The sequence below is a fragment of the Fodinicola feengrottensis genome (assembly GCF_010993775.1).
Lineage (GTDB): Bacteria > Actinomycetota > Actinomycetes > Mycobacteriales > HKI-0501 > Fodinicola > Fodinicola feengrottensis.
Map to the genome: position 1 here is coordinate 105,842 of NZ_WOTO01000013.1, position 22,002 is coordinate 127,843.

General features: G+C 65.1%; 16 protein-coding genes and 3 pseudogenes. 13 read left to right on the top strand and 6 right to left on the bottom strand.

Annotated features, from left to right (window positions below):
• Positions 1 to 108: 108 nt before the first annotated feature.
• Together GNX96_RS14460 and GNX96_RS14465 are read right to left on the bottom strand one after the other, a co-directional pair.
• Positions 109 to 1,041 (bottom strand): hypothetical protein, encoded by a 933-nt coding sequence (locus GNX96_RS14460; protein WP_279580340.1) that lies wholly within the window; start codon positions 1,039 to 1,041, stop codon positions 109 to 111.
• The gene (locus tag GNX96_RS14465) at positions 968 to 3,028 is read right to left on the bottom strand and encodes a hypothetical protein (RefSeq protein WP_163568475.1); all 2,061 of its coding nucleotides are present in this window, start codon (positions 3,026 to 3,028) and stop codon (positions 968 to 970) included. The genes GNX96_RS14460 and GNX96_RS14465 overlap by 74 nt, the downstream gene beginning before the upstream one ends.
• Before the next feature lie 530 nt (positions 3,029 to 3,558).
• Here GNX96_RS14465 and GNX96_RS51795 point away from each other — a divergent pair.
• From GNX96_RS51795 to GNX96_RS51815, 4 genes and pseudogenes are all read left to right on the top strand, one after another.
• Positions 3,559 to 3,939, top strand: a complete 381-nt coding sequence (locus tag GNX96_RS51795) for a hypothetical protein (RefSeq protein WP_279580341.1) — start codon at positions 3,559 to 3,561, stop codon at positions 3,937 to 3,939.
• Positions 3,833 to 4,770: pseudogene (locus GNX96_RS63510) on the top strand (terpene synthase family protein). Before GNX96_RS51795 ends, GNX96_RS63510 begins: the two are co-directional and overlap by 107 nt.
• A 311-nt stretch (positions 4,771 to 5,081) precedes the next feature.
• Positions 5,082 to 5,258: pseudogene (locus tag GNX96_RS51810) on the top strand (terpene synthase family protein); the annotation flags it as partial.
• Positions 5,259 to 5,275: 17 nt separating this feature from the next.
• Positions 5,276 to 5,761, top strand: a complete 486-nt coding sequence (locus GNX96_RS51815; protein WP_279580378.1) for a terpene synthase family protein — start codon at positions 5,276 to 5,278, stop codon at positions 5,759 to 5,761.
• Here GNX96_RS51815 and GNX96_RS14475 read toward each other — a convergent pair.
• Positions 5,758 to 6,489, bottom strand: coding sequence for an AraC family transcriptional regulator (locus GNX96_RS14475; protein WP_163568476.1), 732 nt, complete (start codon positions 6,487 to 6,489; stop codon positions 5,758 to 5,760). The two genes, GNX96_RS51815 and GNX96_RS14475, sit on opposite strands and share 4 nt — an antisense overlap.
• Before the next feature lie 60 nt (positions 6,490 to 6,549).
• Between GNX96_RS14475 and GNX96_RS51820 the strand changes: the two genes are divergently transcribed.
• The 4 genes from GNX96_RS51820 to GNX96_RS14485 all read left to right on the top strand — a co-directional run bounded on the left by GNX96_RS51820 (position 6,550) and on the right by GNX96_RS14485 (position 9,603).
• Positions 6,550 to 6,795 (top strand): VOC family protein, encoded by a 246-nt coding sequence (locus GNX96_RS51820; RefSeq protein ID WP_279580343.1) that lies wholly within the window; start codon positions 6,550 to 6,552, stop codon positions 6,793 to 6,795.
• Complete coding sequence (locus GNX96_RS51825; protein ID WP_279580344.1) at positions 6,792 to 6,917, top strand: VOC family protein; 126 nt, start codon at positions 6,792 to 6,794, stop codon at positions 6,915 to 6,917. The genes GNX96_RS51820 and GNX96_RS51825 overlap by 4 nt, the downstream gene beginning before the upstream one ends.
• Positions 6,918 to 6,982: 65 nt before the next feature.
• Positions 6,983 to 7,864, top strand: coding sequence for an alpha-L-rhamnosidase N-terminal domain-containing protein (locus GNX96_RS51830; RefSeq protein WP_279580345.1), 882 nt, complete (start codon positions 6,983 to 6,985; stop codon positions 7,862 to 7,864).
• Positions 7,765 to 9,603 carry an alpha-L-rhamnosidase gene (locus tag GNX96_RS14485; RefSeq protein WP_279580346.1) on the top strand — a complete coding sequence of 613 codons (1,839 nt, stop codon included), beginning with the start codon at positions 7,765 to 7,767 and terminating at the stop codon, positions 9,601 to 9,603. The genes GNX96_RS51830 and GNX96_RS14485 overlap by 100 nt, the downstream gene beginning before the upstream one ends.
• A 228-nt stretch (positions 9,604 to 9,831) precedes the next feature.
• On the opposite strand, the gene GNX96_RS14490 is transcribed toward GNX96_RS14485, so the two are convergent.
• On the bottom strand, positions 9,832 to 11,073 hold the full coding sequence (locus tag GNX96_RS14490) for an HNH endonuclease (RefSeq protein WP_163568477.1): 1,242 nt from the start codon (positions 11,071 to 11,073) through the stop codon (positions 9,832 to 9,834).
• Positions 11,074 to 11,440: 367 nt separating this feature from the next.
• On the opposite strand from GNX96_RS14490, the gene GNX96_RS14495 reads away from it, so the two are divergent.
• Both GNX96_RS14495 and GNX96_RS14500 read left to right on the top strand, forming a co-directional pair.
• Entirely contained in the window at positions 11,441 to 13,276 is a 1,836-nt protein-coding gene (locus tag GNX96_RS14495; RefSeq protein ID WP_279580347.1) for a hypothetical protein, read from the top strand.
• Positions 13,273 to 14,298 (top strand): terpene synthase family protein, encoded by a 1,026-nt coding sequence (locus tag GNX96_RS14500; RefSeq protein WP_163568479.1) that lies wholly within the window; start codon positions 13,273 to 13,275, stop codon positions 14,296 to 14,298. The genes GNX96_RS14495 and GNX96_RS14500 overlap by 4 nt, the downstream gene beginning before the upstream one ends.
• Here the strand turns inward: GNX96_RS14500 and GNX96_RS14505 are convergent.
• Both GNX96_RS14505 and GNX96_RS14510 read right to left on the bottom strand, forming a co-directional pair.
• Positions 14,273 to 15,576 (bottom strand): annotated as a pseudogene (locus tag GNX96_RS14505) (cytochrome P450). The gene GNX96_RS14500 and the pseudogene GNX96_RS14505 sit on opposite strands and share 26 nt — an antisense overlap.
• A 193-nt stretch (positions 15,577 to 15,769) precedes the next feature.
• Positions 15,770 to 16,726, bottom strand: coding sequence for a chitinase (locus GNX96_RS14510; RefSeq protein WP_279580350.1), 957 nt, complete (start codon positions 16,724 to 16,726; stop codon positions 15,770 to 15,772).
• 547 nt (positions 16,727 to 17,273) lie between these two features.
• Between GNX96_RS14510 and GNX96_RS14515 the strand changes: the two genes are divergently transcribed.
• From GNX96_RS14515 to GNX96_RS14525, 3 genes are all read left to right on the top strand, one after another.
• Positions 17,274 to 17,744 carry a lytic polysaccharide monooxygenase auxiliary activity family 9 protein gene (locus GNX96_RS14515; protein WP_163568481.1) on the top strand — a complete coding sequence of 157 codons (471 nt, stop codon included), beginning with the start codon at positions 17,274 to 17,276 and terminating at the stop codon, positions 17,742 to 17,744.
• Between the two features lie 325 nt (positions 17,745 to 18,069).
• Positions 18,070 to 19,872 carry an HSP90 family protein gene (locus GNX96_RS14520; protein ID WP_163568482.1) on the top strand — a complete coding sequence of 601 codons (1,803 nt, stop codon included), beginning with the start codon at positions 18,070 to 18,072 and terminating at the stop codon, positions 19,870 to 19,872.
• Positions 19,865 to 22,000 carry a hypothetical protein gene (locus tag GNX96_RS14525; protein WP_163568483.1) on the top strand — a complete coding sequence of 712 codons (2,136 nt, stop codon included), beginning with the start codon at positions 19,865 to 19,867 and terminating at the stop codon, positions 21,998 to 22,000. Before GNX96_RS14520 ends, GNX96_RS14525 begins: the two co-directional genes overlap by 8 nt.
• Positions 22,001 to 22,002: the final 2 nt, after the last annotated feature.

The following is a 22,002-nucleotide window of genomic DNA, read 5'->3' on the forward strand; positions in this document are numbered from 1 at the left end:
CGGGCGCCACCATAACCGGTGATTGCTCGTAGACCATTGCTCTGCCCAGTGGTCGCACGCCCGTGCCAGCGTCCTGCGCGAATGCCGTGGTCAGAGTAGACCGGTGGTCTAAAGGAGACCAGCTCTCGAACCGACCGTGACCCAGCCGTCACCACCAAGATCGGTACGGACCAGCCGCCCCCGCGGTGTTGTCGCGTAAACCTCGACCACCTGCCGGCCGGGATGGTACGCCACAGCGGGATCGCTGACAGTGCGGCCGGCCAGTGCCTTCCAGCCCGGAGCGACGCTCGAAGAAGGGTCCCATCGCAGGTGGTGCAGCTCGCCGCCGCGGGCCCGGGCGACCAGGTCGACCGCACCGGCCGTCGGGTTGTTGACCGCTACAAGTCGTCCAACGGCCGCGAAGTTCCCGAGTGCCCGCCAGCTGTGGTCTGCCCGTCCATAGTGGACAATGCCGTCCGCGTCCAGCGCGAAGAGTTCCACCTGACCGGAGGGCGGATGGAACACCGCGGCCGGGCTCCCGGTCAACGGCGTGTCGGTGACCGGCCGCCAGCCCACGTGGTCTCGGTTGATTTTGTACGTACGACGAAGAACCCCGGTCGTGTCGATCGCGTAAATGTCGGTCCGGCCGGTGGCGGCGTTCTGGACGATTGTTGGTGCGGCCCCGAAGCGTACCGCCCGAATCGGCTCCCAGGGCGTGTATCCGTGCCGTAGGTCCAAAGCGCTGGTGTGGTGCACGCGCCCGTCGGCGGCCAGCACGTAGATCTCGACCTCGGCGGCCTGGTCGTCGAACAGCAGCGCCGGATCGCCCTGGAAAACCAGGTCACCGACCGGCCGCCATGGCCCGCGACCAGTGTCGCGGTGAAGGTACGTGTGCACCAACCGGCCGGCCTGATCGCGGGCATAGACCTCGATGCTCCCGGTCGCCGGATTATCCACCGCGACCGGATTTCCCGCTACCGCTTGCATATCATGCCGATCCCACGGCCCGGCCGGCCCGTCGCCCGTCGTACGTACGTGTGTGGTGGACCAGATCGTCGTCACCACGCCAAAAGATCTGCGTGCTGCTGAGCAGGCTGCTGGCTACCACCTGGCCGCCGGTCACCGGCGGACCGGCCGGGATCGGGGTGGGGTGGGCGATCGCGTCGAATTCCGCGGTGACCTTGGTCGACAGGTCCGTCCGCACCGCGGGGGGCGGAAAGAACGCGCGGCCGGTCAGCTTCAGCATCGCGCCAATCAGAATGGGCGCGTTCGCCCAACCGGTCTCGACGCAGTACGGCCCCCAGCCAATATCCGCGTTACTGCCGAAATACTCCCAATGGCCGAAGTCAAAGGACCGCATCCAGGCGCCGGACAGTGGCGAGTCGTCGTCGATTTGAATCCGGGACAGATAGTCGAGTACGCCGGTGCCAAGCTCGTCGAAGACGGACTCGCCAGTCACCTGGTGCGCCAACGGCAGGAACATCGCGGCGAAACCAACAGTGTAGAGCTGGTCGGTGACGGTGTCCCCGTTCTGCTGGACGATCGACTGCTCATCCTGCCCGTACGTCGCGTTGCTGGAGGGATTCCGGCCGTCCCATTCGGCCAGGGCCCCACTGTCCGGATCCTGGCGCTCACGGAGAAACTCACCGATCCGCATGATCACGTCGAGATAGCTCGACTTCTGGGTGTAGTGATAGGCGGCCAGCAAAGGCAGCAGAAACCGGATGTATTCCGCGGTCCGACTGGTTTCCAGCCGCATCCGCGGAAATTCCGCGACCATGTGGTCGAGGCCGCGGGTGGCGAAGTCGAGATAGCGCTGGTCGCTGGTCGCCGCGTACGCTAGCAGCAACGCGGTCTGCGGGGTGCTTTGCCAATGGGCGCTGACGTCGAGGTTCTCGGTCAGCGGCAGCCGAGAAATGGCTTCCCAGCCCTGGCCAATCAGATATGACGGCGTACGCCACGGATTGACCTGCAGCCCGAACTCGGCGTCGGACGTACGGATCAGTGCTTCGACCCCGCGAAGTCCCTGCGCGACAGTCTCGTCATCGCCGCGGCGGATGCCGTCGGCCAGCACCAACGCGGAAATCCAGCCATTGTCGTCCGAGAACAGATTATCCATCTCGACCAGCGTTTTCCAGTATTCGCGGGTCTCCCAGGAGCCGTAGACGGCGGTACGATCCAACACCTGCATGCGATCCAGGACCAGCCGCATGAGATTGCCAGCGATGGTCGCATAGCGATCGTCGCCAGTCAGCTCCGCGTAGAGCTGGAATGCGTACGCGTTCTCGACATAGCCGTCGCCGCGACGGACTCCGCGGAACGGATGCGAACCGTCGGGCTGGATCTCGCTGGCGAAGCCCTCGGCGATGCCGGCCGAGCCGTCCGGCTGGTCATAGAACATGCCGGCTTCGTGATACCAGCGAAAACCTCGCTCCAGCATCCGCGAATAGCGCTCCTCGCGGGGACCGACGACGAGCCGCGTCTGCCACGTCTGATCGCCGGATCGTACGGTGAAGACGTGGTCGCCGTCCGGCAGGCTCAGCGGCTCCGACTCCCATTCTCCGGCCGAAATCTCGTGCAGCGGGACCTCGGAGTCGACCGGTTTCGTGGCGGACACCCGCAGTCGTACCCCAGCGCCCGAAGCGGCCCATTCCGGTGGAGCCGTACGAATGGTCACCTCGCTGAAGTCGACCGGCGCGTTTTGCAGCGACATCAGCAAATCTCGGACTACCTTCCGCCAGCGACTCGTCAGCCGGTAGTGACCGTGCTGGAAGTTGCTCAAGGCCGTGGTGGCGAAGAACAGTTTGCCGGCGCCGGACGGAATCTCCAACAGGGCGGGAAAGCACTGCTCGGGCGGGCCGTACACGGCGGAATAAACGCCGGCGACCCGACCGTAAAGGAGCAACTCCGAGGCGTCCGCAGGCCGCTCGACCGGCAGATACCACGACTGTTGTTCGTCGAAAATCTCCAGCGAAGGCGAGAAAATCCGTTCGAAACCCGGACGGCCGTGGTGGTTGGGTGGGCAGCAGCCCGGTGGCGTATTCCACATAGCAGCGGCCGCCGGAGCGTACGTACGCCATCAACCGCTCGGCCATGGATGCCCCAAGCTTCACCGGCTCCGGCCGCACCTGCCGGTAGCCGTCGGCGAGCACGATCACCGCCGCGTACTCGCGCAGGTCAGTGGTCTCAAGATCGGCCACCGGCAGCAGCTCGTACTGCACTTGGATCTCGGCCAACAGGGGCAGGAATCCGTCCGCGGTGGCGGGCTCGGCGAAAACGGCCGTTTGCTGCGGCATCTGGGGTCCTCACGACGGAGATCGGTTAGCGCCCACTCTGCTGGCGGCCCGCGACGGCCGCAACGACGCCGCCCGAATGCGGTTAGACCAGTGGCCCGTTCGTACGGTCGGGTGCCTCTTCCGGTCACAAGTTAGGGTCACCTAAGGTTGATGTTGCCGGACTGATCGTGGCCGCGGCGATCGAAGATCGACAGGACCCAACAAAAGTTGGGTCTGGGACAGTGGGCACGGCGCACGATGCACCCCAAGGAGCTGGTCGTCGGTCGAGAGAATAGGCATGCCCATGCAGGCGTTCACGCTGCCGGACTTCTACTTGCCCTATCCCGCGCGGCTGAATCCACATTTGGAGCGGTCCCGGACGCACAGCACCGAGTGGGCCCGCCAGATGGGCATGCTGGACGCGGCTACCCCCACCGGCGGCCTGGTGTGGGACGAGCCGGCGCTGGCCCGGATGGACTACGGCCTGATGTGCGCGTACGCGCCCCGACTGCGACGGGCCGACGCTGGACCTGATCACCGACTGGTATGTCTGGGTCTTCTTTTTCGACGACCACTTTCTGGAGCTTTTCAAATACTCCCGGGATATGGCCGGCGCCAAGGCGCACCTGGACCGGTTGGAACTTTTCATGAGCGACGATCCACCAGCGCCGGAAAATCCGGCTGAGGCCGGGTTGAAAGACCTGTGGGCGCGTACGACCCCGGCGATGTCCCGCGACTGGCGACGCCGTTTTGTTACCAGCACTCACAATCTGATGGTCGAGTCGATGTGGGAGCTGGAGAACATCGACCGCGGCCGGATCGCCAACCCGATTGAGTACGTGCAGATGCGCCGCCGGGTCGGTGGTGCGCCCTGGTCCGCGAACCTGGTCGAATACGCGGTTGGCGCGGAAATCCCGGACGCGATCGCGGCTACCCGGCCGATGGAGGTCCTGCGGGACACCTTCTCCGACTCCGTCCACCTGCGGAACGATCTTTCTCGTACCAGCGCGAAGTTCGCGAAGAGGGCGAGAATTCCAATGCCGTGCTGGTTTTCGAGAAGTTTTTCGACTGTCCCACTCAGGAAGCCGCCGACCTGGTGAACGACCTGATGACTTCCCGGCTGCAGCAGTTCGAAACCACCGCGCTGGTCGAGGTGCCGCAATTGCTGGCCGACCACGGCATCGCGGTCGACCAACAGGTCGGGGTTGGTGCGTACGTGAAAGGCCTGCAGGACTGGCAGGCCGGTGGCCACGAATGGCACGCGACCTCCAGTCGCTACATGAATCAGGCCACCGCGTCGGACTCCGACAGTGCTCTGGGGCTGGGACTTTCCGGGCTGGGGATGTCCGCGGCAACGATCCGGCTGGGGCTGCGCGGGCGGCTGCGCGAGCGGGCGTACCAGCCGTACAAACCGGTCGGTCACCTGCCGCTGCCGGACATCTATCAGCCTTTCCCGGTCCGGGTCAGCGAACATGAGGCGCAGGCTCGCGGCGCAGCCTGGAATGGTCGCGGCTAATGGGATTTCTGGACTCCGTGCCCGGGATCCAGGGCGGGAGCATGTGGGACATGAGCCGGCTCGCCGGCTACGATTTCGCCCATTGCGCGGCCCGAATCCATCCGGACAGCAGTGCCCCGGGACGTCCGGCTGAATGCGGACTGGTTGACCTGGGGGCACCTACGCGGACGACTATTTCCCTTACGTTTTTGGGGCAAGTCGCGACCTGCTGGCGGCCAGGCTCCAGCACGAGCGGCTCGCGCTGTTCATGCCGGTGCAGGCTGACCAGCCGATGCCCGAGCCGCTGAACCCGGTCGAGCGCGGGTCTCGCTGACCTGTGGGTCCGTACGGCCGGTCCGATGGCCGCGCAACTGCGGGGCGTCTTCCAAGATGCCGTGCTGGACATGACCGAAAGCTGGCTGTGGGAGCTGGCCAACCAGCTCGGCAACCGGGTGCCGGACCCGATCGACTACGTGGAGATGCGTCGGCGGACTTTCGGTCGGCGCTGACCCAGTTCCTTTCTCGGCTGAGTTATCTGGAGATCGTCCCGGCCGAGATTTTCCAGCACCGGGTGCTGCATGAGATGGACACCGCCGCGGAGGATGTCGGCTGTTTCACGAATGACCTTTTCTCGTACCAGAAGGAGGTCGAGTTCGACGGCGAGATGCACAACATCGTTGTCGTCGTGGAGAACTTCCTGAACGTGGACCGGGTGATCGCCCGGGACATCGTGGCCAGGTTGCTGGAGTCCAGGGTCCGCCAGTTCGAGCAGATCGCCGAGACCGATCTGCCCGCGCTGCTGGCGGATTCCCAGCTCGACGAGGCGGCTCGTGCCGCGCTCACCAAACACGCCGAGGACCTGAAGGACTGGATGTCCGGCATTCTGGCCTGGCATCAGCACACTTCCCGGTACGGCGAGAAGGAACTCCGCCGGGGCCGCGTCCCGTCGCTCGCCTTTTCGTTCCTGCCCAGCGGAATCGGCACCTCCGCTTTCGGTGCACTGACCTTCTAGGAAAGGAAGCGGCGCGGGGTTTCGCCGAGTTCCTGTTTGAAGGCGGCCACGTAGGCGGACGGGGTCGCATAGCCTGCAGCGCTCGCCGCGGCCGTGACCGATCCGCCGCTGGCCAACGAGTCGAGAGAGTGCAGGATGCGTGCTCGCCGATGCCATCCGCCCAGCGTGAGGCCGGTCTCGGCGGCGAAGGCGCGCTCCAGCGTACGGCTGCTGGCACCGACCCGTACGTCATCCAAGGACAGCGTTGGGTCGTCCATAAGGACACGAGCCGCGTCGGCCGCCCGCGGGTCCTGGGGGAGCGGCAGCAGCAGTGGTGCGTCGGGCAATGCTTTCAGTTGGTCCATAAGGACGGTGATCAGAGCGGCGTCGACAGGCTTGGAGAGGTCGAGAGGGCTCGTCTTCACGGCGTGCAGCAGCAGTTCGCGGACCAGTCCGGAGACGGTGATGGCCCGTGTCTTGCACGGCAGTGCGGGGAGGTCGGACGAGAGATAGAGCGTGCGTACGGCTACCCGCGAGCGGTTGGCGATGGTCGCCGCCGCGCTGTCCGGGATCCACAGTGCCCGGTGTGGCGGGATCGCCCACGCGCCGGTCGCCGTCGAGATGGTCATGACGCCGGACGCGGCGTAGAGCAGTTGGTGCCAACCCGGCTCGATGGGCAGCGTGGCGCGGCCCGGCGGGTGGGTCACCGAGTAGCCGCGTACGTCCGGCTCGCGTCGCGATTTCGACATTTCCTGTCAGATCTTAAATGGCCCGACAAGTCTGCGCGATGTCACGATGAGGCCATGACCATGAACCTCGCGCACTTCGCCATCAACGCCGACGATCCGGACGCCAGCCGCACCTTCTATGAGTCGGTCTTCGGCTGGCAGTTCCAGGCGTTCGGGCCGCCCGGATTCTTCCGGATCGCGACCGGCGACGATGGCTTGCCCGGTGCCCTGCAAAAGCGCCGTGACCTGGTCGAAGGGCAGCCGACCATCGGTCTGGAATGCACTTTCGGGGTTGAGGATGTCGATGCCATCGCGCGAAGAAAGTGACCGATGCCGGTGGCAAGATCATCATGCCGCGGTTCACCATCAGCGGTGTCGGGCATCTGATCTTTTTCACCGATCCGTCCGGAAACGCGATTGGCGCCATGCAGTACGACTCGCGGGCTTGACATCTGTCGCGGCGGCGACTGGAGTCTGAAACGTATCAACCGCCGCTCCGAAAGGTTCGTACGACATGACGAACCCGACCCACCTTCAGGTGGAGCATCTGACCGAGCCGTTCGGCATCGACGCCCGCCAGCCGCGACTGTCGTGGTGGTTGCCGGCCGGTGCTCAGGCCCAGCTGGCGTACCAGATTCGGGCCGGTGACTGGGATTCCGGCCGGATCGAGTCCGATCAGAGCGTCCTCGTGCACTACCACGGGCCGGCGTTGGCAGCCGGGCAACGGGTGCGGTGGCAGGTCCGGGTGTGGACCGATCTCGGGGAAAGTGACTGGTCGGCGGCCGGTTGGTGGGAGATGGGACTGCTGGAGCCGGCGGACTGGGCCGCTCGGTGGATCGAGCCGGTTGAGACGGCACCACCGGAGGCCGGCCAGCGGCCGGGTTACCTGCTGCGGCACGGATTTTCGTTGGCGAAGCCGGTCGTACGAGCGCGTGCGTACGCGACCGCGCATGGCGTTTACGAACTCTTCCTTAACGGGCAACGGATCGGTGACGCTGAGCTGACGCCCGGATTCACCTCCTATCGGTCCCACCTGCTGGTGCAGGCGTACGACATCACGGATTTCCTTGAGCCGTCGGCAAACGCGGTCGGCGCGGTGCTGACCGACGGCTGGTTTCGTGGCCGTACTGGCTTCGGTCGCTGGCCGGACGGTTACGGGAATCGAGTTGGTTTGTTGGCGCAGCTCGTTATCGACCACGACGACGGCACTCGTACGATCATTGGCACTGGCCCGGACTGGCGATTCAGCACCGCCGACATCGTGGCCGCCGACTTGATGGACGGGACGGTCAGGTCGTGGACGTACGAAAAGCGTTGCCGGGCTGGTCGGCAGCTGCCTGGGATGACAGCGAATGGGCCAAAACCCTTGAAATCTCTGGGGATTTCGGCAACTTGAAGGCATCGCCGGCACCGCCAGTTCGACGGATCCAGGAAATTCGGCCGGTACGGATCAGTCGGCCGGCGCCGGATCGGCAGGTGATTGATCTCGGCCAGAACATCAACGGCTGGGTTCGGGTGGACTCGCTCGGCCCAGCGGGCACTTCTTTGACACTCACCCATGGTGAAGCGCTCGCCGCCGACGGCGATGTCACCACCGATCACCTCGCCGCTTTCAACTTCGTCACCGGCGAGCCGCTGCCGGCCGGTCAGGTGGACCAGGTCATCTCCGCCGGCGAAGGGAGTTTTGAGCCACGGCACACCACCCACGGCTTCCAGTACGTCCGGATCCAAGGCCATCCGCAGGAGCTGACCGCGGCCGACGTGACCGGTGTCGTCGTACACACCGACCTGCGCCGGACCGGCTGGTTCGACTGCGACGACGACCGCATCAACCGGCTGCATGAGGCCGCGGTGTGGAGTTTTCGGGGCAACGCCTGCGATGTGCCGACCGACTGCCCAACCAGAGAACGCGCTGGCTGGACCGGGGACTGGCAGCTTTACGTACCAACAGCGGCCTTTCTCTACGACGTGGCCGGTTTTTCGCTGAAGTGGCTGCGAGACCTCGCAGCCGACCAGTACGAGGACGGCGCGGTACCGCAGTTCGTCCCGTACCCGCCCGATGCCGTCACCCCCGACAGTCCACTCGCGACCCTGCGCTGCTCGGCCGGATGGGGAGACGCGGCGGTGATCGTGCCGTGGGAGCTGTGGCGCGCGTACGGCGACAAAGACGTCTTGGCCGAACAGTACGACTCGATGACGGGTTGGGTTGACTACGCGGCGAAAACCGCTCGCCAGAACCGGCATCCGGATCGGGCGGCCGCTCGTCCCGAGCCGGCACCGCACGAGGCTTTCCTCTGGGACAGCGGTTTTCACTGGGGCGAGTGGCTGGAACCGGGCGAGGAGCCGGCGTTGGATCCGAGCCGGGACAACGGCCCCATCGCGACGGCCTTCCTGCACTATTCGGCTGCCCTGTTGGCCAGGATAGCCGCGCTGTTGGGGAAGGATGCGGCTCGCTATCAGGAAATCGCCGATGGCGCGCTGGCCGCTTGGCGGGCCGAATATCTTGGCGCGGACGGCACGGTCAACCCACCGACGCAGGCCACCTACGTACGAGCGCTGAAAATGGGGCTTGTTCCGCCGGAACTCCAGCCGGCCGCGGCAGCCGAGCTGGTGCGGCTCGTACGCGCCGCCGGGACGCATTTGACCACCGGTTTCCTTGCCACGCCTGACCTTCTGCCGACGCTCTCCGACCACGGCTACCCGGATGTGGCGTACGAGCTGCTCTTCCAGGATTCCGCGCCGGCCTGGCTGACCATGATCGATCGCGGCGCGAGCACGATCTGGGAGGACTGGGAAGGGATTTCCGCCACTGGTGAGCCAAAGGCCTCACTCAACCACTACAGCAAGGGTGCCGTCGTCTCGTTCCTGCACACCCGTACGGCCGGCATCCGACTCGGCGACTCGCCCGCCTATCGCAGATTCTCCATCGAGCCGGTGCCCGGTGGCGGACTTACCCGCGCGTCGGCCCAGCACGACAGCCCGTACGGGCGGATTTCCTCGCAATGGCAGATCACCGACGGTTTGTTTGAGCTGACCGTGGAAATCCCGGCCGGAACGAGCGCAGGAATCCGGCTGCCCGACGGCACCAGCGCGGATGCCGGCCCCGGCACCCACACTTACCGTTGTAACGCCTAGAAAAGTCGCGCGACAGACACGATCAAACCGTGCGGCAGTTGCGGCGACAGGCCCATCTTCCGCAGCAAGCTCCCCCGTCGTCACCGCCAACCGGGCATCGAACTCCCGGGCGATCACATCAGCGGCCATATCCCTGGTCCACAACGCGAACTCGAAGTGCAACGTCGGGGGGCGGGCAGGGTTGTGGGCCGCCGGGCGTGGTGGTTGCCCGGCGGCCGGGGTGGTTTGTTATGCGGCGAGTTGGTTGATTCCACGGATGGGTCTTCGTTCAGGGTCCCGGTATGCGGGTGGGATGAATTCGACGATTCCGTCGATGATGCGTACTTCCCAGTCGCTGTGGTGGATCAGTCGATGGCAGGCATCACACAGGAGCACGCAGTTTTCCAGGCAGGTATCGCCACCATCGGCCCAGTGTTTGACGTGGTGGCCGCGGCACCAGCGGGGTGGTCGACCGCACCTGGCGCAGCCTCTGTCTCGCGCTATGAGTGCTTTTCGTAGGTGTGCGGGGATGAGTCGTTCGGTGCGGGCGACGTTGAGCGGTACGCTGTTGCGGCCCAGGAGCATCGGGGTGATGTTCGCGTCGCAGGCGAGCCTGCGGCCGGATTCTGGGGATATAGCGATGCCGGTGTGTGCGTACGCGACACCGAGACGTTCGCGGAGCAGTTCCCAGTCCAGGGTAATAGTGAGGTGAGGGCGTTCCTGCCCTTGGATGGGGAGTTTCCCGGAGTCCGCGACAAGATTAAGCGCGTCGGCGAGCGCGTCGCCGTTGCGTTGGGAGACTGACCGCTCATCTCGGCGGCCGTCTTCGGTGGGGCGGGGTTTGGCCAGTGGGCTGAGGATTTCGGTGAGCAGGGTGCCTGTTTCGCCGTCGAAGGAGCCCCGGAAATTCAGTCGCCCATCACGCCCGGTGTGCAGGGACAGTTCGCGGCGCGGTTTCTCGTTCTCCCGTTCCGAAGGAGCTGGGCCGTCGGGGTCGAGGTGATCGTGGATGCGGCGACCAAGTTCGACAAGACGGCGGGCGGGGTGACTCTTCGCGTGCTCCACCAGGGAAGCCTCGACGCCTTCGCGTTCTTCGATGTTCACCCTGGCGGGGAGCCTGTTCACGATCCCCATGATCGTGTCGATTTGGGAATCGCGAGTTTCACCTCTGCGCATAGCTGCACTGACAAGACCAAGTTTGGGCGCGAGGGTTTCACCGGTGAGTGCTTGGCTGCTGCACAGGTTCAATGCCCGTTTCAGGCGACGACCAGCCTCGGTCGGGGACAGCAGGAGATTATCTTGCAGCAGCCTCATGGTGTTGTCATGTCCGACTGCCTTGCCGACCCGGTTCCGATGAATTGCCGCGACAATATCCAACGCCCGCGCCTGCCGCCGCCGAATGTCCTGCTCGGCTGCACGCAGCAAATCGGCCAACTGCCCGGGTTTACACATCCAGAGCTCTGGATCTGTGACGTCATCGCCGGCGGCCATGACACCATTCTACCGCCATCACCGTCAAAAAGATCGAGTTCGTACGATCGGAACGTGGTCATTTTCTCAATCATCTCAGCAAAACACAGAGCGCGCGCGTTCAAGCCCTAAGCAATTTGGTGAGGGTGGGGCCCCACTCTCGACGAAAAGCCAGGCGAAACAAGGGCCGAACCCAGCTCCCTGCCGGTACATCCAGGCCGGGGCGCACGTAACGAGGCGACGCCACCGCGCTCAACCGCGAAACCGCAACAGAATGCAGTTCTTTCGACCCCTCGCGCGCCACCGGACTCACATCCGTCTGGGGCACCTCAGATGCAACGTTATGCCATGTGCGCGGATGCGCTAAAGGGCATCTTGGTTGTTTCGGGTGATTGCGGCGGGCGGCTACCTTGCCGACATGGGGGATTTCGTCAAGGTCGGTGCGGCTGTGGGTCTGCTGGTGGGTGCCGTGGTCGCGGCGGTGTGCTGGGGCAGCACGGCAGCCGGGCCGGTGGTGGCTGGCTTTGATTGCGATGTCGGCCATTGTGGTGGGTTTGGGCTTGGCGGTGGTGATGCGGTGGCCGATACGGCAGCGGATCGTACGGGCAGTCGCACTGGTCGCCGCGGTGTCTGGTGTTTTCGCGGTGGTGAATTCGGCTTGGGTGCTGGCATCTTTGGCGGTGCGACGACCGCGGCGGCGGATCTCGACGAGTTGCGGGGTGGCGTCTGGTCGGTTGTCGCCGCTGGCGCTGTGACGTTGGGGGCATTGGCGTTGCTGGCAGTGAAAGTGCCAGTGGGCAAGTCGGTCTGGCGGCAGCCGGTGGCTGCGGCAACGTGCCTGGTGGCGCTGGCAATAGTGGTGGGCGCCGGAATTGCCGGTGCGGACCGGCAGTCGGTACGCGTGAGCCGGGCTGGGCAACAGGTTGTCGACGCGTCGAATGCGCCGGCGGTTGCTGGTGGAGTGCCGTTGGCTCGGCCGACGAAGGTGGCCTGGAATTATCAAGCGCCGTCCGGGATCGCGCAGGTGCGGTCGTCGGTGGATGGCGCGATCGTGGTGCTGGCGGACGGCGTGGTGGCGGTAGGTGGCCGCGATGGTCGGCCGCGATGGCATTATCGCCGCGGCGACGGGAAAGTTGATCGTACGTTGACCACACCGGACCACCGACTGTTGTTGCTGTGTTCGGCCAGAAAACCGGTCCGCGGGGACCTGAACTCATTGGTCGTGCTGGACACCGCGACCGGCCAGTTGCGCAGCGTCCAGCCGGTGTCCGGACCGGATGCGGCCGCGTCTTTTGGTCCAGGGAAAGGAACTGGCGAGGATCTCTCTGATCGCCTGACCAACACCACATACGCTACCTGGAGCGACGACAACCAGAGCGTGGTCGTACGCGATCTCCTGGATCGTTCGGTGCTCTGGTCCAAAACCTTGCCGGCGGATTGTACGAGAACGACTTCAACCGCGACGGCCGACACTTTTGTGCTGGATATGAGATGCCCTGGTGCGACTCGGGACACTCTCGTCGGCTATCCCGACCGTACCGGAGTCGTCACCTGGCAGAAGACCTTCGACAGACCCAAAGGTGGCCAGGTCGGCCTCGAGTCGAACGATGGAGGATGGGTAACCGTCGGTTCGGTGGGGGACCGTGACGCGATCGAGGTCGTGCTGGCGGCCTCCTCGGGGAATTATGCCTACAGCTCGTCCATGGAGATTGTCTCCGCGGTCACCTCCGCCGGAGTTCTGCTCTACCTGGACGACGGAAAATATGCCTGGTATGACCTGGCTTCTCGGCAGCGACACAATATCCCCAAAGGGCAGTTTGGCTCGTGCCTGGACCCGGACGCGTATCGTGAGGCCAGGGCACTCCGCGTGAGTGGCGGCTCAATTTCTTGCGCGACAGGGTCCAACGACCACTCCACCACTGTTTCGGTGTTTGATCTTCTTACACTGCGAAGTCAGGCCACGTTTACCGTCCCGGGGAGCGGGACCCACCTGGTGACCGTGCCGGCGGCGGTGGCTTTTTCTCCCCAGGGCAGCGAAACCTCGTCGGCCTGGGGTGAGCTGACAACGGCTGATGCTGGCACTCAACACACCGGGCAATACGAAGTGTGCGTCGATGCCGCGGACCGGATCGCCGAAAGTGCCGGTAGGCCCTGGTCAACTGGCGTTCGTGGCCGTAAAGTCGCGCGCGGTAGTGACAAGACTCGGGTAAGGAGGCAACGGTGACCGAGACGTCCGTGAGTCTCCTCCCATTTTACTGCCCCCTTCCGTCCGTGCTGCATCCGCAGGTCGAGTTGGTACAGGACCGGGCGCTACGGTGGCTCGCGGACCACGACTTGCACCCACATCTCGCTGGTACGAACAGTGCCGAGTTCTACGCGCGCATCACACCCGAGGCGGACATTGACCGGCTGCAGCCCGCGGTGCACTGGTGCTACTGGGGATTCGCCTTCGACGATGCCCGCTGCGACAGCGGACCGACCAGCACGCGTACCGACGCGTTCAAGGATCTCGCAGCGCGTTTGATGACCACGCTGGAAAACCCGGCGGTTTCCCATCCCGTTACGGAAGACCCGTATGTGGTCACGCTGGGCCGGATCGGCGCCGACCTGTCCGCGATCGCTTCCCCGGTCCAAATGCGACGGTGGATTAACGGCCATGCTGGCTGGTTGTCTGCGACCGCGTGGCAGGTGTCGTATGTCGAAGCTGGCACCGAGCCTGATCTGAACGACTATCTCACGATGCGGTTGAATTCATGCGCTGGCGAACCGACCACCGCGATGATCGAGATCGTCAACAACCAGGAGGTTCCGGCGGCAGAGCTGGATTCTCCCGGCGTACGAGCGACAACTGAGGCGGCCCGAATGGTCGCCGCGCTGGACAACGACCTGGTGTCCGGCCAAAAGGAACGCCGGCTCAATCAGACCGGCACCACCCTCGTCGACGTGATTCACCGGCAGGATCGTTGTTCGCGTCAGGACGCTATCGTAAGCGCCACTGCGCTGCGGGATCGTGTGATGGCACTTTTCCTGCTCCTGTCGGAGAAATATCGAGGCAGTGGCGGCCCGGCGCTGGCGTCCTATGTGGATGGTCTTGGGCACACCATTCGAGGGAACATCGAATGGAGCCTGACCGTCCCGCGCTATGGCGGTCAGCCGGAGTTTGCTGGCTGGGCGGCAAAGCCTTCCGATCCCAGCAGGGAACCAATTCCGGTGCCGTCGATTAGTTGGTGGTGGGAGCAGCTGTAGTAGCGAACCGAGGTTCGGCGATCATCAACAGGGTGCTCGGGCGCAGGGTCGCGAGCGTACGTTCGCGGATCCGCCGGCCCGGCACCGGACGCAGCCGCCATCGCGCCGCGACGGTCGCCGCCGCGATCGTCATTTCGGCCCAGGCAAAGGATTCTCCGATGCACTTGTGGCGGCCGCTGCTGAAGGGCTGGAAGGCCTGCCGGTCTGGCACTGGACGGCCGGGCGCCCACCGGTCTGGGTCGAAGACCATCGGTGCGGCGAAAACCGCGGGGTCGCGATGCAGCGCCGCCAGGCTGTAGATGACCTGGCTGCCGACCGGAATCCGGACGCCGGCCAGGTCCACCGGCCCGGTCGTACGACGCATCACGAACCACAGTGGACTGTGCCGGCGAAGCGTCTCCCGGAGCACCTGACCGGTGTAGTCCAGCCGCCGCTCGATGTCCGCATGCGTGACCGCACGGCCGGCCAGAACCGTATCCAGCTCGGCGTGCATCCGGCGCTCGACCTCCGGATTTTCGGCCAGTTGATGGAACATCCAGCTGAGCGCGCTGGCCGTCGTCTCGGTGCCGCTCATCAGGATGGTGATGACCTCGTCGCGTAACTGCTCCGCGCTCATCGGCTCGCCGGTGTCGTCGTACCGAGCCGTGAGCAGCGCCGACAGCAGGTCATCGCGCTGATTTCCGGCCGAGACACGATAAGACTCGATGACATCCTCGACAATCGCCCGGAGTCGGCGGCGAGCTTCGGTGAACCGGCGATTTCCGGGCGTCGGCACGCGTTCCCAGCCATCCGGTGCGACCACTCTCGGCAGCAGCCCGGCGACGATCACCGGCAGCCAGCGATGCACTTCCTGGACGGCTTGTTTGCCAATCTCGGCACGGAAGAGAGCGGTCGCGGTGACAGAAAGCGCCAGCTCACCCATGTCCTGGGAGACATTGACGACCTGACCAGGTTTCCAGGAGAGTCCACCAACCGGCGCACTTCGGCGTTCATGTCGGTCGCGTACGTACGAACCTGCAGCCGGCCAAAGGCGGGTTGCATGATGCGCCGCTGCCGGAGATGGAAGGGGCCGTCTGAGGTCGCCAGCCCGTGGCCCACCAAAGCCGACGCCTTCTGGAAAAGCCGGCCGCGGTCGAAGCGGTCGGCGTCCGCGACCAATACTCGGTGGATCAATTCCGGTGAATTGATCACGTACGCCGGCCGGGTGCCCAGGAAGATCTTCACCACCTCGCCGCGATCGCGTTGCCGCTGCAGAAAAGGTAGCGGATGATGCAACATCTGGATGCCATGTCCGAGCAGCGGAACACGCCCGGAGGCGACCGGCGCGGAGGTCGCCGCGGATTCTCCCACCTGGACCTCCGTCGCGAACGGTCGTCGCTGACCTCGTACCCTAGACGCAGGCGGGACCAGGCACAATGCGAAACTGCCTGGTCCCGCCAGATGGCAAGGACCAGGCAGCACGCGGCCGGTTCTAACCGGTGAAGCCGGCCGTGATGGAGGTGAACTGCCAGTTGTTCTGGCTGATGCCGCTGCAGTTGGAAACCACTCCGCCGCCCGCGCATGGGCGATCCCGGTTCACGGCCCAGTAGGCCAGTCGGGCGATGTGGTTGCTGTTGCTCCAGTCCCGGATCTGGGTCCAGATCGCCGGCGAGGTCAGTTCCTGCTGGTCGGACAGGCCGTTCATGCCGGAAATGCCGAGATGGGCGTACGCGGTGGCATTCGACCAACCGAAGGCGCTCTTGAGCCGGTCCCGCAGTCCATTCGCGGCATTGACTGTGCTGCCGTACATGTTGGAGCCGCCACCGAAATCGAACGGCATGATGCTGAAAACGTCAACGTTGGCACCCAACGCGGCGGCCTGACTGACCAGCCGAACGCCGTTGGAGTCCGGGCCTGTCGTGGTGGTCCCAAAAGTGACGATCGTCTTGATGCCGGCATTGTTGGCCTTGACGATTTTCAGGGCGCCGAGAATGCGGTCCTGCACAGTCGCGTTCTGGAATTCATCGGTGTTTTCGATGTCCATGTCGACGTATCTCAGGCCGTACGCGTTGATGACCTTCTGAATCGCGTCGGCGAGCGCGCTGGCGCTGGCACAGTTCGGTCCGAGTTTGTTGCCCTGCCAGCCGCCGAACGAGATTTCCACGTTGCCGCCGGCCGATTTGATGGCGTTGATCGCCGACTGGTCGGCGCCGCCGGTCAGCGGGCGGCTGCCGTCCCACGCCGGATTGCAGCCACCGCTGGAAAGCATGAATGCCATCGTGAATGCCTTGATGCCGGTCGCCGACATCACGCTGGTCGGGCTGGGTGGATCTCCCCAGCCCTCGTAGAGATAGGGCGCGGCCATCGGGCTGGCGGCCATTGGGGCGAGAGCGGCCGATGACTGGGCGGCGGGGGCCAAAGCGACGGTCGCGACCGTGGCGAGAGCCATGGCCATGGCACGGCGGAGCCTGGAACGCATGGGGTTCCTCCAGACGTAGGGGGCTGCACCCGTCCACATCGCGGGGCGGCGCCGCTCCGTACGGCCGCTGAACGGGCCGCGAACTGGGCAGATGCGGAAGAGTGTGTAGGAGCCTGGAGGATCCGCGGATTGCTGTCAAGAGCCGGGTTTTTGGTGATATTGGTCGACGAGACCGGATTACGAACCACTAATTACGAACTGTTGACCGCGACCGGACATGGGGATTATCTTTTTGCTCGAAACTCGACCCTATCGAGCAGATACGTGCAGAGCCCGGGTGGCTCGCCACCCACTGACTTGAGGGTGATTCTGTGCGTTTTCCGCATCGGAACACCGAAACTTCTCGCTGCGGCCAGCGTTGCGGCCGGACCGCCAAGCGGATCCGATCCGACCGCGAATAGTGCGACCAGATCACCCATAAAAGGGTCCAAAAGACCCTCGATCGTCGCCCAGCAGAGGGAGCCGTCATGAACGTGAAACGCAAGCTCATCCGCACGCTGGCCGCGCCGCCGCCGCGGTGCCGCTCATCGTGCTCGCACTGCCGGTCGCGCCGGCCAGCGCGCATGGCTATGTCTCGGCACCGCCGAGCCGGCAGGCGCAATGCGCGGCCGGCACGGTTTCCTGCGGTGACATCAAATATGAGCCGCAGAGCGTCGAGGGACCCAAAGGCCTGCGCCGCTGTGACGGTGGGGTGGCCCGGTTCGCCGAGCTGAACGACGACACCAAAGGTTGGCACGCCACCGCGACCGGTCGTACGGTCACCTTCAACTGGGTGCTGACCGCCGCGCACCGGACCGCGAGCTGGGAGTACTACATCGGCAACACCCGGGTCGGTTTCGTGGACGGCAACAACTCCGTGCCGCCGACCGCGTTTTCCCACACCATCAACCTCGGAAACGTCAGCGGCCGGCAGAAGGTGCTGGCGATCTGGAATATCGCGGACACCGCGAACGCGTTCTACTCCTGCATCGACCTGCAGGTGAGCTGACCGTACGGCCAGCGGCCCCGGCGACCGGAACCCGCACCGGTCGCCGGGGCTGTGCCGTGTTTTCACCTGACCAGATGTGGTCAGTGAGGGACACCAGCAGCCGGGATGCGTTCGCGCACCATGATCTTCGACGGGCCTGCCGGCCTCCCGAGCAGCTCGTCCTGGATGCCTGTTGGGGCACCCTTGGGAAAGATCGTGTTGGGCCAACGGCGGTGCCGGTTAACCTACCCATAACTCGGGGAAAAAGTGGCCCTGCGGCGACCGCGCCGTAGGGCTGTTTGGTGTCCAAGGGCGTACTGCCATCCAACGAGAGGTACTGAGCAGCGTGGACCTGTCCTTCCAGGTGGATCTCCGCGGGGTCGTGGACCTGCTAAGCCATCACCTGTATTCCAGCCCGCGGGTCTACCTTCGGGAGCTGCTGCAGAACGCGGTGGACGCGACCACCGCCCGGCGGGCCACCGAGCCGGCCGCGGCCATCGAGATCCGGCTGGAACCGCTGGGGCTGAACGAAAGCCCGATGCTGCGGATCCACGACACCGGCATCGGGCTGACCGAGCATGAAGTGCACACCCTGCTCGCCACCATCGGGCGCAGCTCCAAGCGTGACGACCTCGGATTCGCGCGGCACGAGTTCCTCGGCCAGTTCGGCATTGGCCTGCTCTCGTGCTTTTTGGTCGCGGACGAGATCCACGTCGTCACCCGCAGCGCCACCGGCGGACCAACGATGGTGTGGCGAGGGTACGCGGACGGCCGCTACTCGCTGGAAAAGGCCGAGCAGGAACGGGAAACTCCGGGCACCACGGTGTCCTTGGTGCCACGGCCCGGGATGGAACGCTGGCTCCAGGACGAGTCCGTACGAGAACTCGCGGCGCATTATGGGGGCCTGCTGCCTTTTGACGTACTGGTGGCAAATGCCGACGGCACGTCCGATCTGGTCACCTCGCCGCCACCGTGGGTTGGCCGGCCGGCCGACAGCACCCGTACCGAGCTGCTCGGCGACTACTGCGAGAAGTACTTCGGATTCCGGCCATTTGACATCATCGACCTGTCGGTGCCCGAGGCCGGACTGACGGGCTGTGCCTTCGTGTTGCCGTTTTCCGCCAATCCGGCCGAACGCGGTGCCCACCGGGTTTACCTCAAGCGGATGTTGCTGACCGACCGGACGCCGGATCTGCTGCCGGAGTGGGCGTTTTTCGCCCGTGTGGTGGTGGATGCGAGCGAGCTGCGGCCGACCGCCAGCCGAGAGGCGCTTTATGAGGACGAGCTGCTGGAGAGCACCCGTACAGCGCTTGGCGAGCAGTTGCGGTTGTGGCTGGTCCGGTTGTCGGTGACCGCGCCGCACCGGTTGCAGGAGTTCTTCGACATTCACGACCTGGGCGTGAAAGCACTCGCGTTGCATGACGACGAAACGCTCAAGTTGGTGGAGCGGTGGATGCCTTTCGAGACCACCCTTGGCCCGATGCCGCTGGCCGAATTCCGGCGTACTCACCCGGTCATCCGCTATTCTCGTACGGTCGACAACTTCCGGCAGATCGCCGCGGTGGCCACCGCGCAGGGAATTGGCGTGGTCAACGGCGGATATGTTTACGCGACCGACTTGCTGGAGCGCATCGGCCAGACCAACTCCGGCATTCACGTGGAGCCGCTGGAACCCGGCGCGGTCACCACTTACCTTGACACGCTGGACAATCACGTCGAGCTGCGGATGGCGGCCTTCCTGCAGACCGCGCGGGCGGCACTGGACCGGCTCAACTGTGATGCCGAAATCCGCGAGTTCAGCCCGGCCAGTCTGCCGGCGCTCTACCTTTCCGATCCGAACGCCCGGCATGTCCAGCGGTTGCGCGAAACGCAGGAGACCGCGGACCCGCTGTGGGCCGGGGTTCTGGGGGCCTTGGACGACCTGGACCAGAGCAGCCGCCCGCAGCTGATTCTCAACTACCGGAGCCCGCTGGTCCGCCGAATTGCCGGCCTGACTGATCCGGGACTGGTGACCCTGGTGATCGAATCCCTTTACGGGCAGGCATTGTTGTCCGGCCACCATCCATTGCGGGCGCAGGACACCGCAGTGCTGAACCGCTCTTTCCTGGAAATGATCGACCGCGCGGTTCGCGGCTCGGACGATGACTGACCTTTACCAGGACCTCCGGGCCGAGCTCAAACAGGCTGTCCAGCTGCCGTACGGCGGCGCCCGTACGTCCGCGGTCGAGGAAATCCTGTCCAGGGCCGAGGCGTTGGAAGACCCTCGCTTGCTCTTTGACGTACGGATGAAGCTGATCGAGGCGTTCACTTTCGGGGGTGAGCCAGCGAAAGCGTTTCCGCCCTTCGCGGCCTGCCTGGGCGAGTACGACCGGGGTGCTGTCGAGTTCCGGCCGAAGGACACTCGGAAGCTGCTTTGGCGGTTCAAGTGGATCATCGCGGCGATGCCGGACTATCCCAGCATCGGTCGGGAACAAGTGGACAGCGCGCTGGCGGATATGGAGCGTCGCTTCCGGATCGCCGGCTACAGCATGCACGCGGTCCACACGATGCGCTGCCTGATTCACGGCCATCTGGGCGATCGAGAGGCATCCGAGGAGTCTTTTCGGCTGTGGACTGACAGCGCGCGAGACGACATCAGCGATTGTGAAGCGTGCGAGGCTTCGGACCGGGCCGCACACCATGTGTGGATGGGTCGGTTCAAGGCCGCGGTCAAGGCTGCCCGGCCGGTGGTCGAACGCCGACTGACCTGCCTGGAGGAGCCGCAGGGAATCCTCACCGTGATCACGCCTGCGTTGGTACGCATCGGAAAGCTGGACCGAGCGCGGGACGCGCATGTGCGGGCGTACCGGCTGCACCGAGGGCGGCCGGGGGTGGTGGACCGAATGGGCGCTCACCTGGAGTTCTGTGCACGGACCGGAAATGAGGCCCGTGGGCTGGAGATCCTGGTTCGCCATGTCGGGTGGCTCGATCAACCGACCGATCCGGCGAGTGAGCTGCTGACCTTCACCGCGTCCGCGGCCTTGTTGTTGCGCCGGCTGGAAAAGGTCGGCCCGGCCGGGTTGACGGTCGAGCGGCCGGCGCTGGGCATGCGGCCGGTGTCGCGGGTTCCGATCGATGAGTTGCGTGCCGAGCTTGAGCAGCGGGCCCGGTCGATCGCCGCACAGTTCGACGCACGCAACGGAAACAGCTATCAGGGCGGGGTGACCGAGGATTTGCTGGCGGCCGAACCGCTGGTGGATTTCCTGCCGTTGTCCGCACCTGAGCGCATCACCAGCGTGCTCGTGCCGGCTGTGTCGGCTCCGTCGGGCCAGCCGCTGGAAGGGCCAGAGTTGCTGGCCGCGGCGCTGGAGTACGACCAACAGTGGCTGCGGTTGCGGGACGCATACGAGCTGGAATCACCGGAGGCGCTGGAAATCGCGTTGTCGGCCGTTCAACTATGGCGCCAGACCGACGACCGGGCCAGCCGGGCGATCGCCGAACTGCGGCTGGGCTTGACCTATGAAGAGCGGTCCGAGTGGCTAGACGCGGCCGAGGCGCTGGAACTGGCTCGGTACGACTTCGAGGCCGCAGGTCTCACCGATTCTTCGCCGGAGGCCGAGGAAACGTTGATCCTGCTCGGGGAATGCCAGCAGGAGCTGCACGAGGACCTGGACGCCGGCGCGACCTTCGGGCAGTTGGCGGACCGGTTGGCGGCGGCCGGAAAGACAGAGCGGACCGCGATGTTGTTCGCCAATGCAGCGCAGGCGTTGGCCGAGGGTGGTGAGCCGGCGGAGGCCGCTGTTCGATACGGCCAGGCGGCTGCCGCGCACCTGGCCGAAGGATCTCCCCTCGACGCGGTGAGATTGCTGCGTGAGCAGGTCGATGCCCTTGCCGATGCCCGAAACTACGAAGCCTCACACGAGGTGGCGGTGCGGGCGCACGAGCTTGCTGGTGAACTGCCCCCATATTCGCAGTATGCCTGGCTCAAGGCGTCGACCACCTACGACATCGCCTATGCGCTCTGGCAATTGGACCGCAACGACGAGGCGATAGAGGTCGGTCGCCAGGCGGCGGGAGAATACGAGAACTCGTCCTTGCGTCGGTCCGCTGCCACCACTTTGCGGTTGGTCGCGCTGATTTGTCTGGAAGAAGACCGACTTCCCGAGGCCGCCGACACGGTGGCCGCGGCACTGGACCTGTTTGCCGCCGCAGGCATGGAAAAAGGTGTCAAGGACGTCGACAAGGCGCTCTGGTTGCAGGGTAGGATCCGCGAGCGGCAGCGCCCGGGATCTGGCTGACC

Coding starts and splice junctions, on each gene's coding strand:
- GNX96_RS14465 (WP_163568475.1), bottom strand. CDS start 3,028: ATGTGGAATACGCCACCGGGCTGCTGCCCACCCAACCACCACGGCCGT.
- GNX96_RS51795 (WP_279580341.1), top strand. CDS start 3,559: ATGCAGGCGTTCACGCTGCCGGACTTCTACTTGCCCTATCCCGCGCGG.
- GNX96_RS14475 (WP_163568476.1), bottom strand. CDS start 6,489: ATGTCGAAATCGCGACGCGAGCCGGACGTACGCGGCTACTCGGTGACC.
- GNX96_RS51820 (WP_279580343.1), top strand. CDS start 6,550: ATGAACCTCGCGCACTTCGCCATCAACGCCGACGATCCGGACGCCAGC.
- GNX96_RS51830 (WP_279580345.1), top strand. CDS start 6,983: ATGACGAACCCGACCCACCTTCAGGTGGAGCATCTGACCGAGCCGTTC.
- GNX96_RS14490 (WP_163568477.1), bottom strand. CDS start 11,073: ATGGCCGCCGGCGATGACGTCACAGATCCAGAGCTCTGGATGTGTAAA.
- GNX96_RS14510 (WP_279580350.1), bottom strand. CDS start 16,726: ATGGCTCTCGCCACGGTCGCGACCGTCGCTTTGGCCCCCGCCGCCCAG.
- GNX96_RS14525 (WP_163568483.1), top strand. CDS start 19,865: ATGACTGACCTTTACCAGGACCTCCGGGCCGAGCTCAAACAGGCTGTC.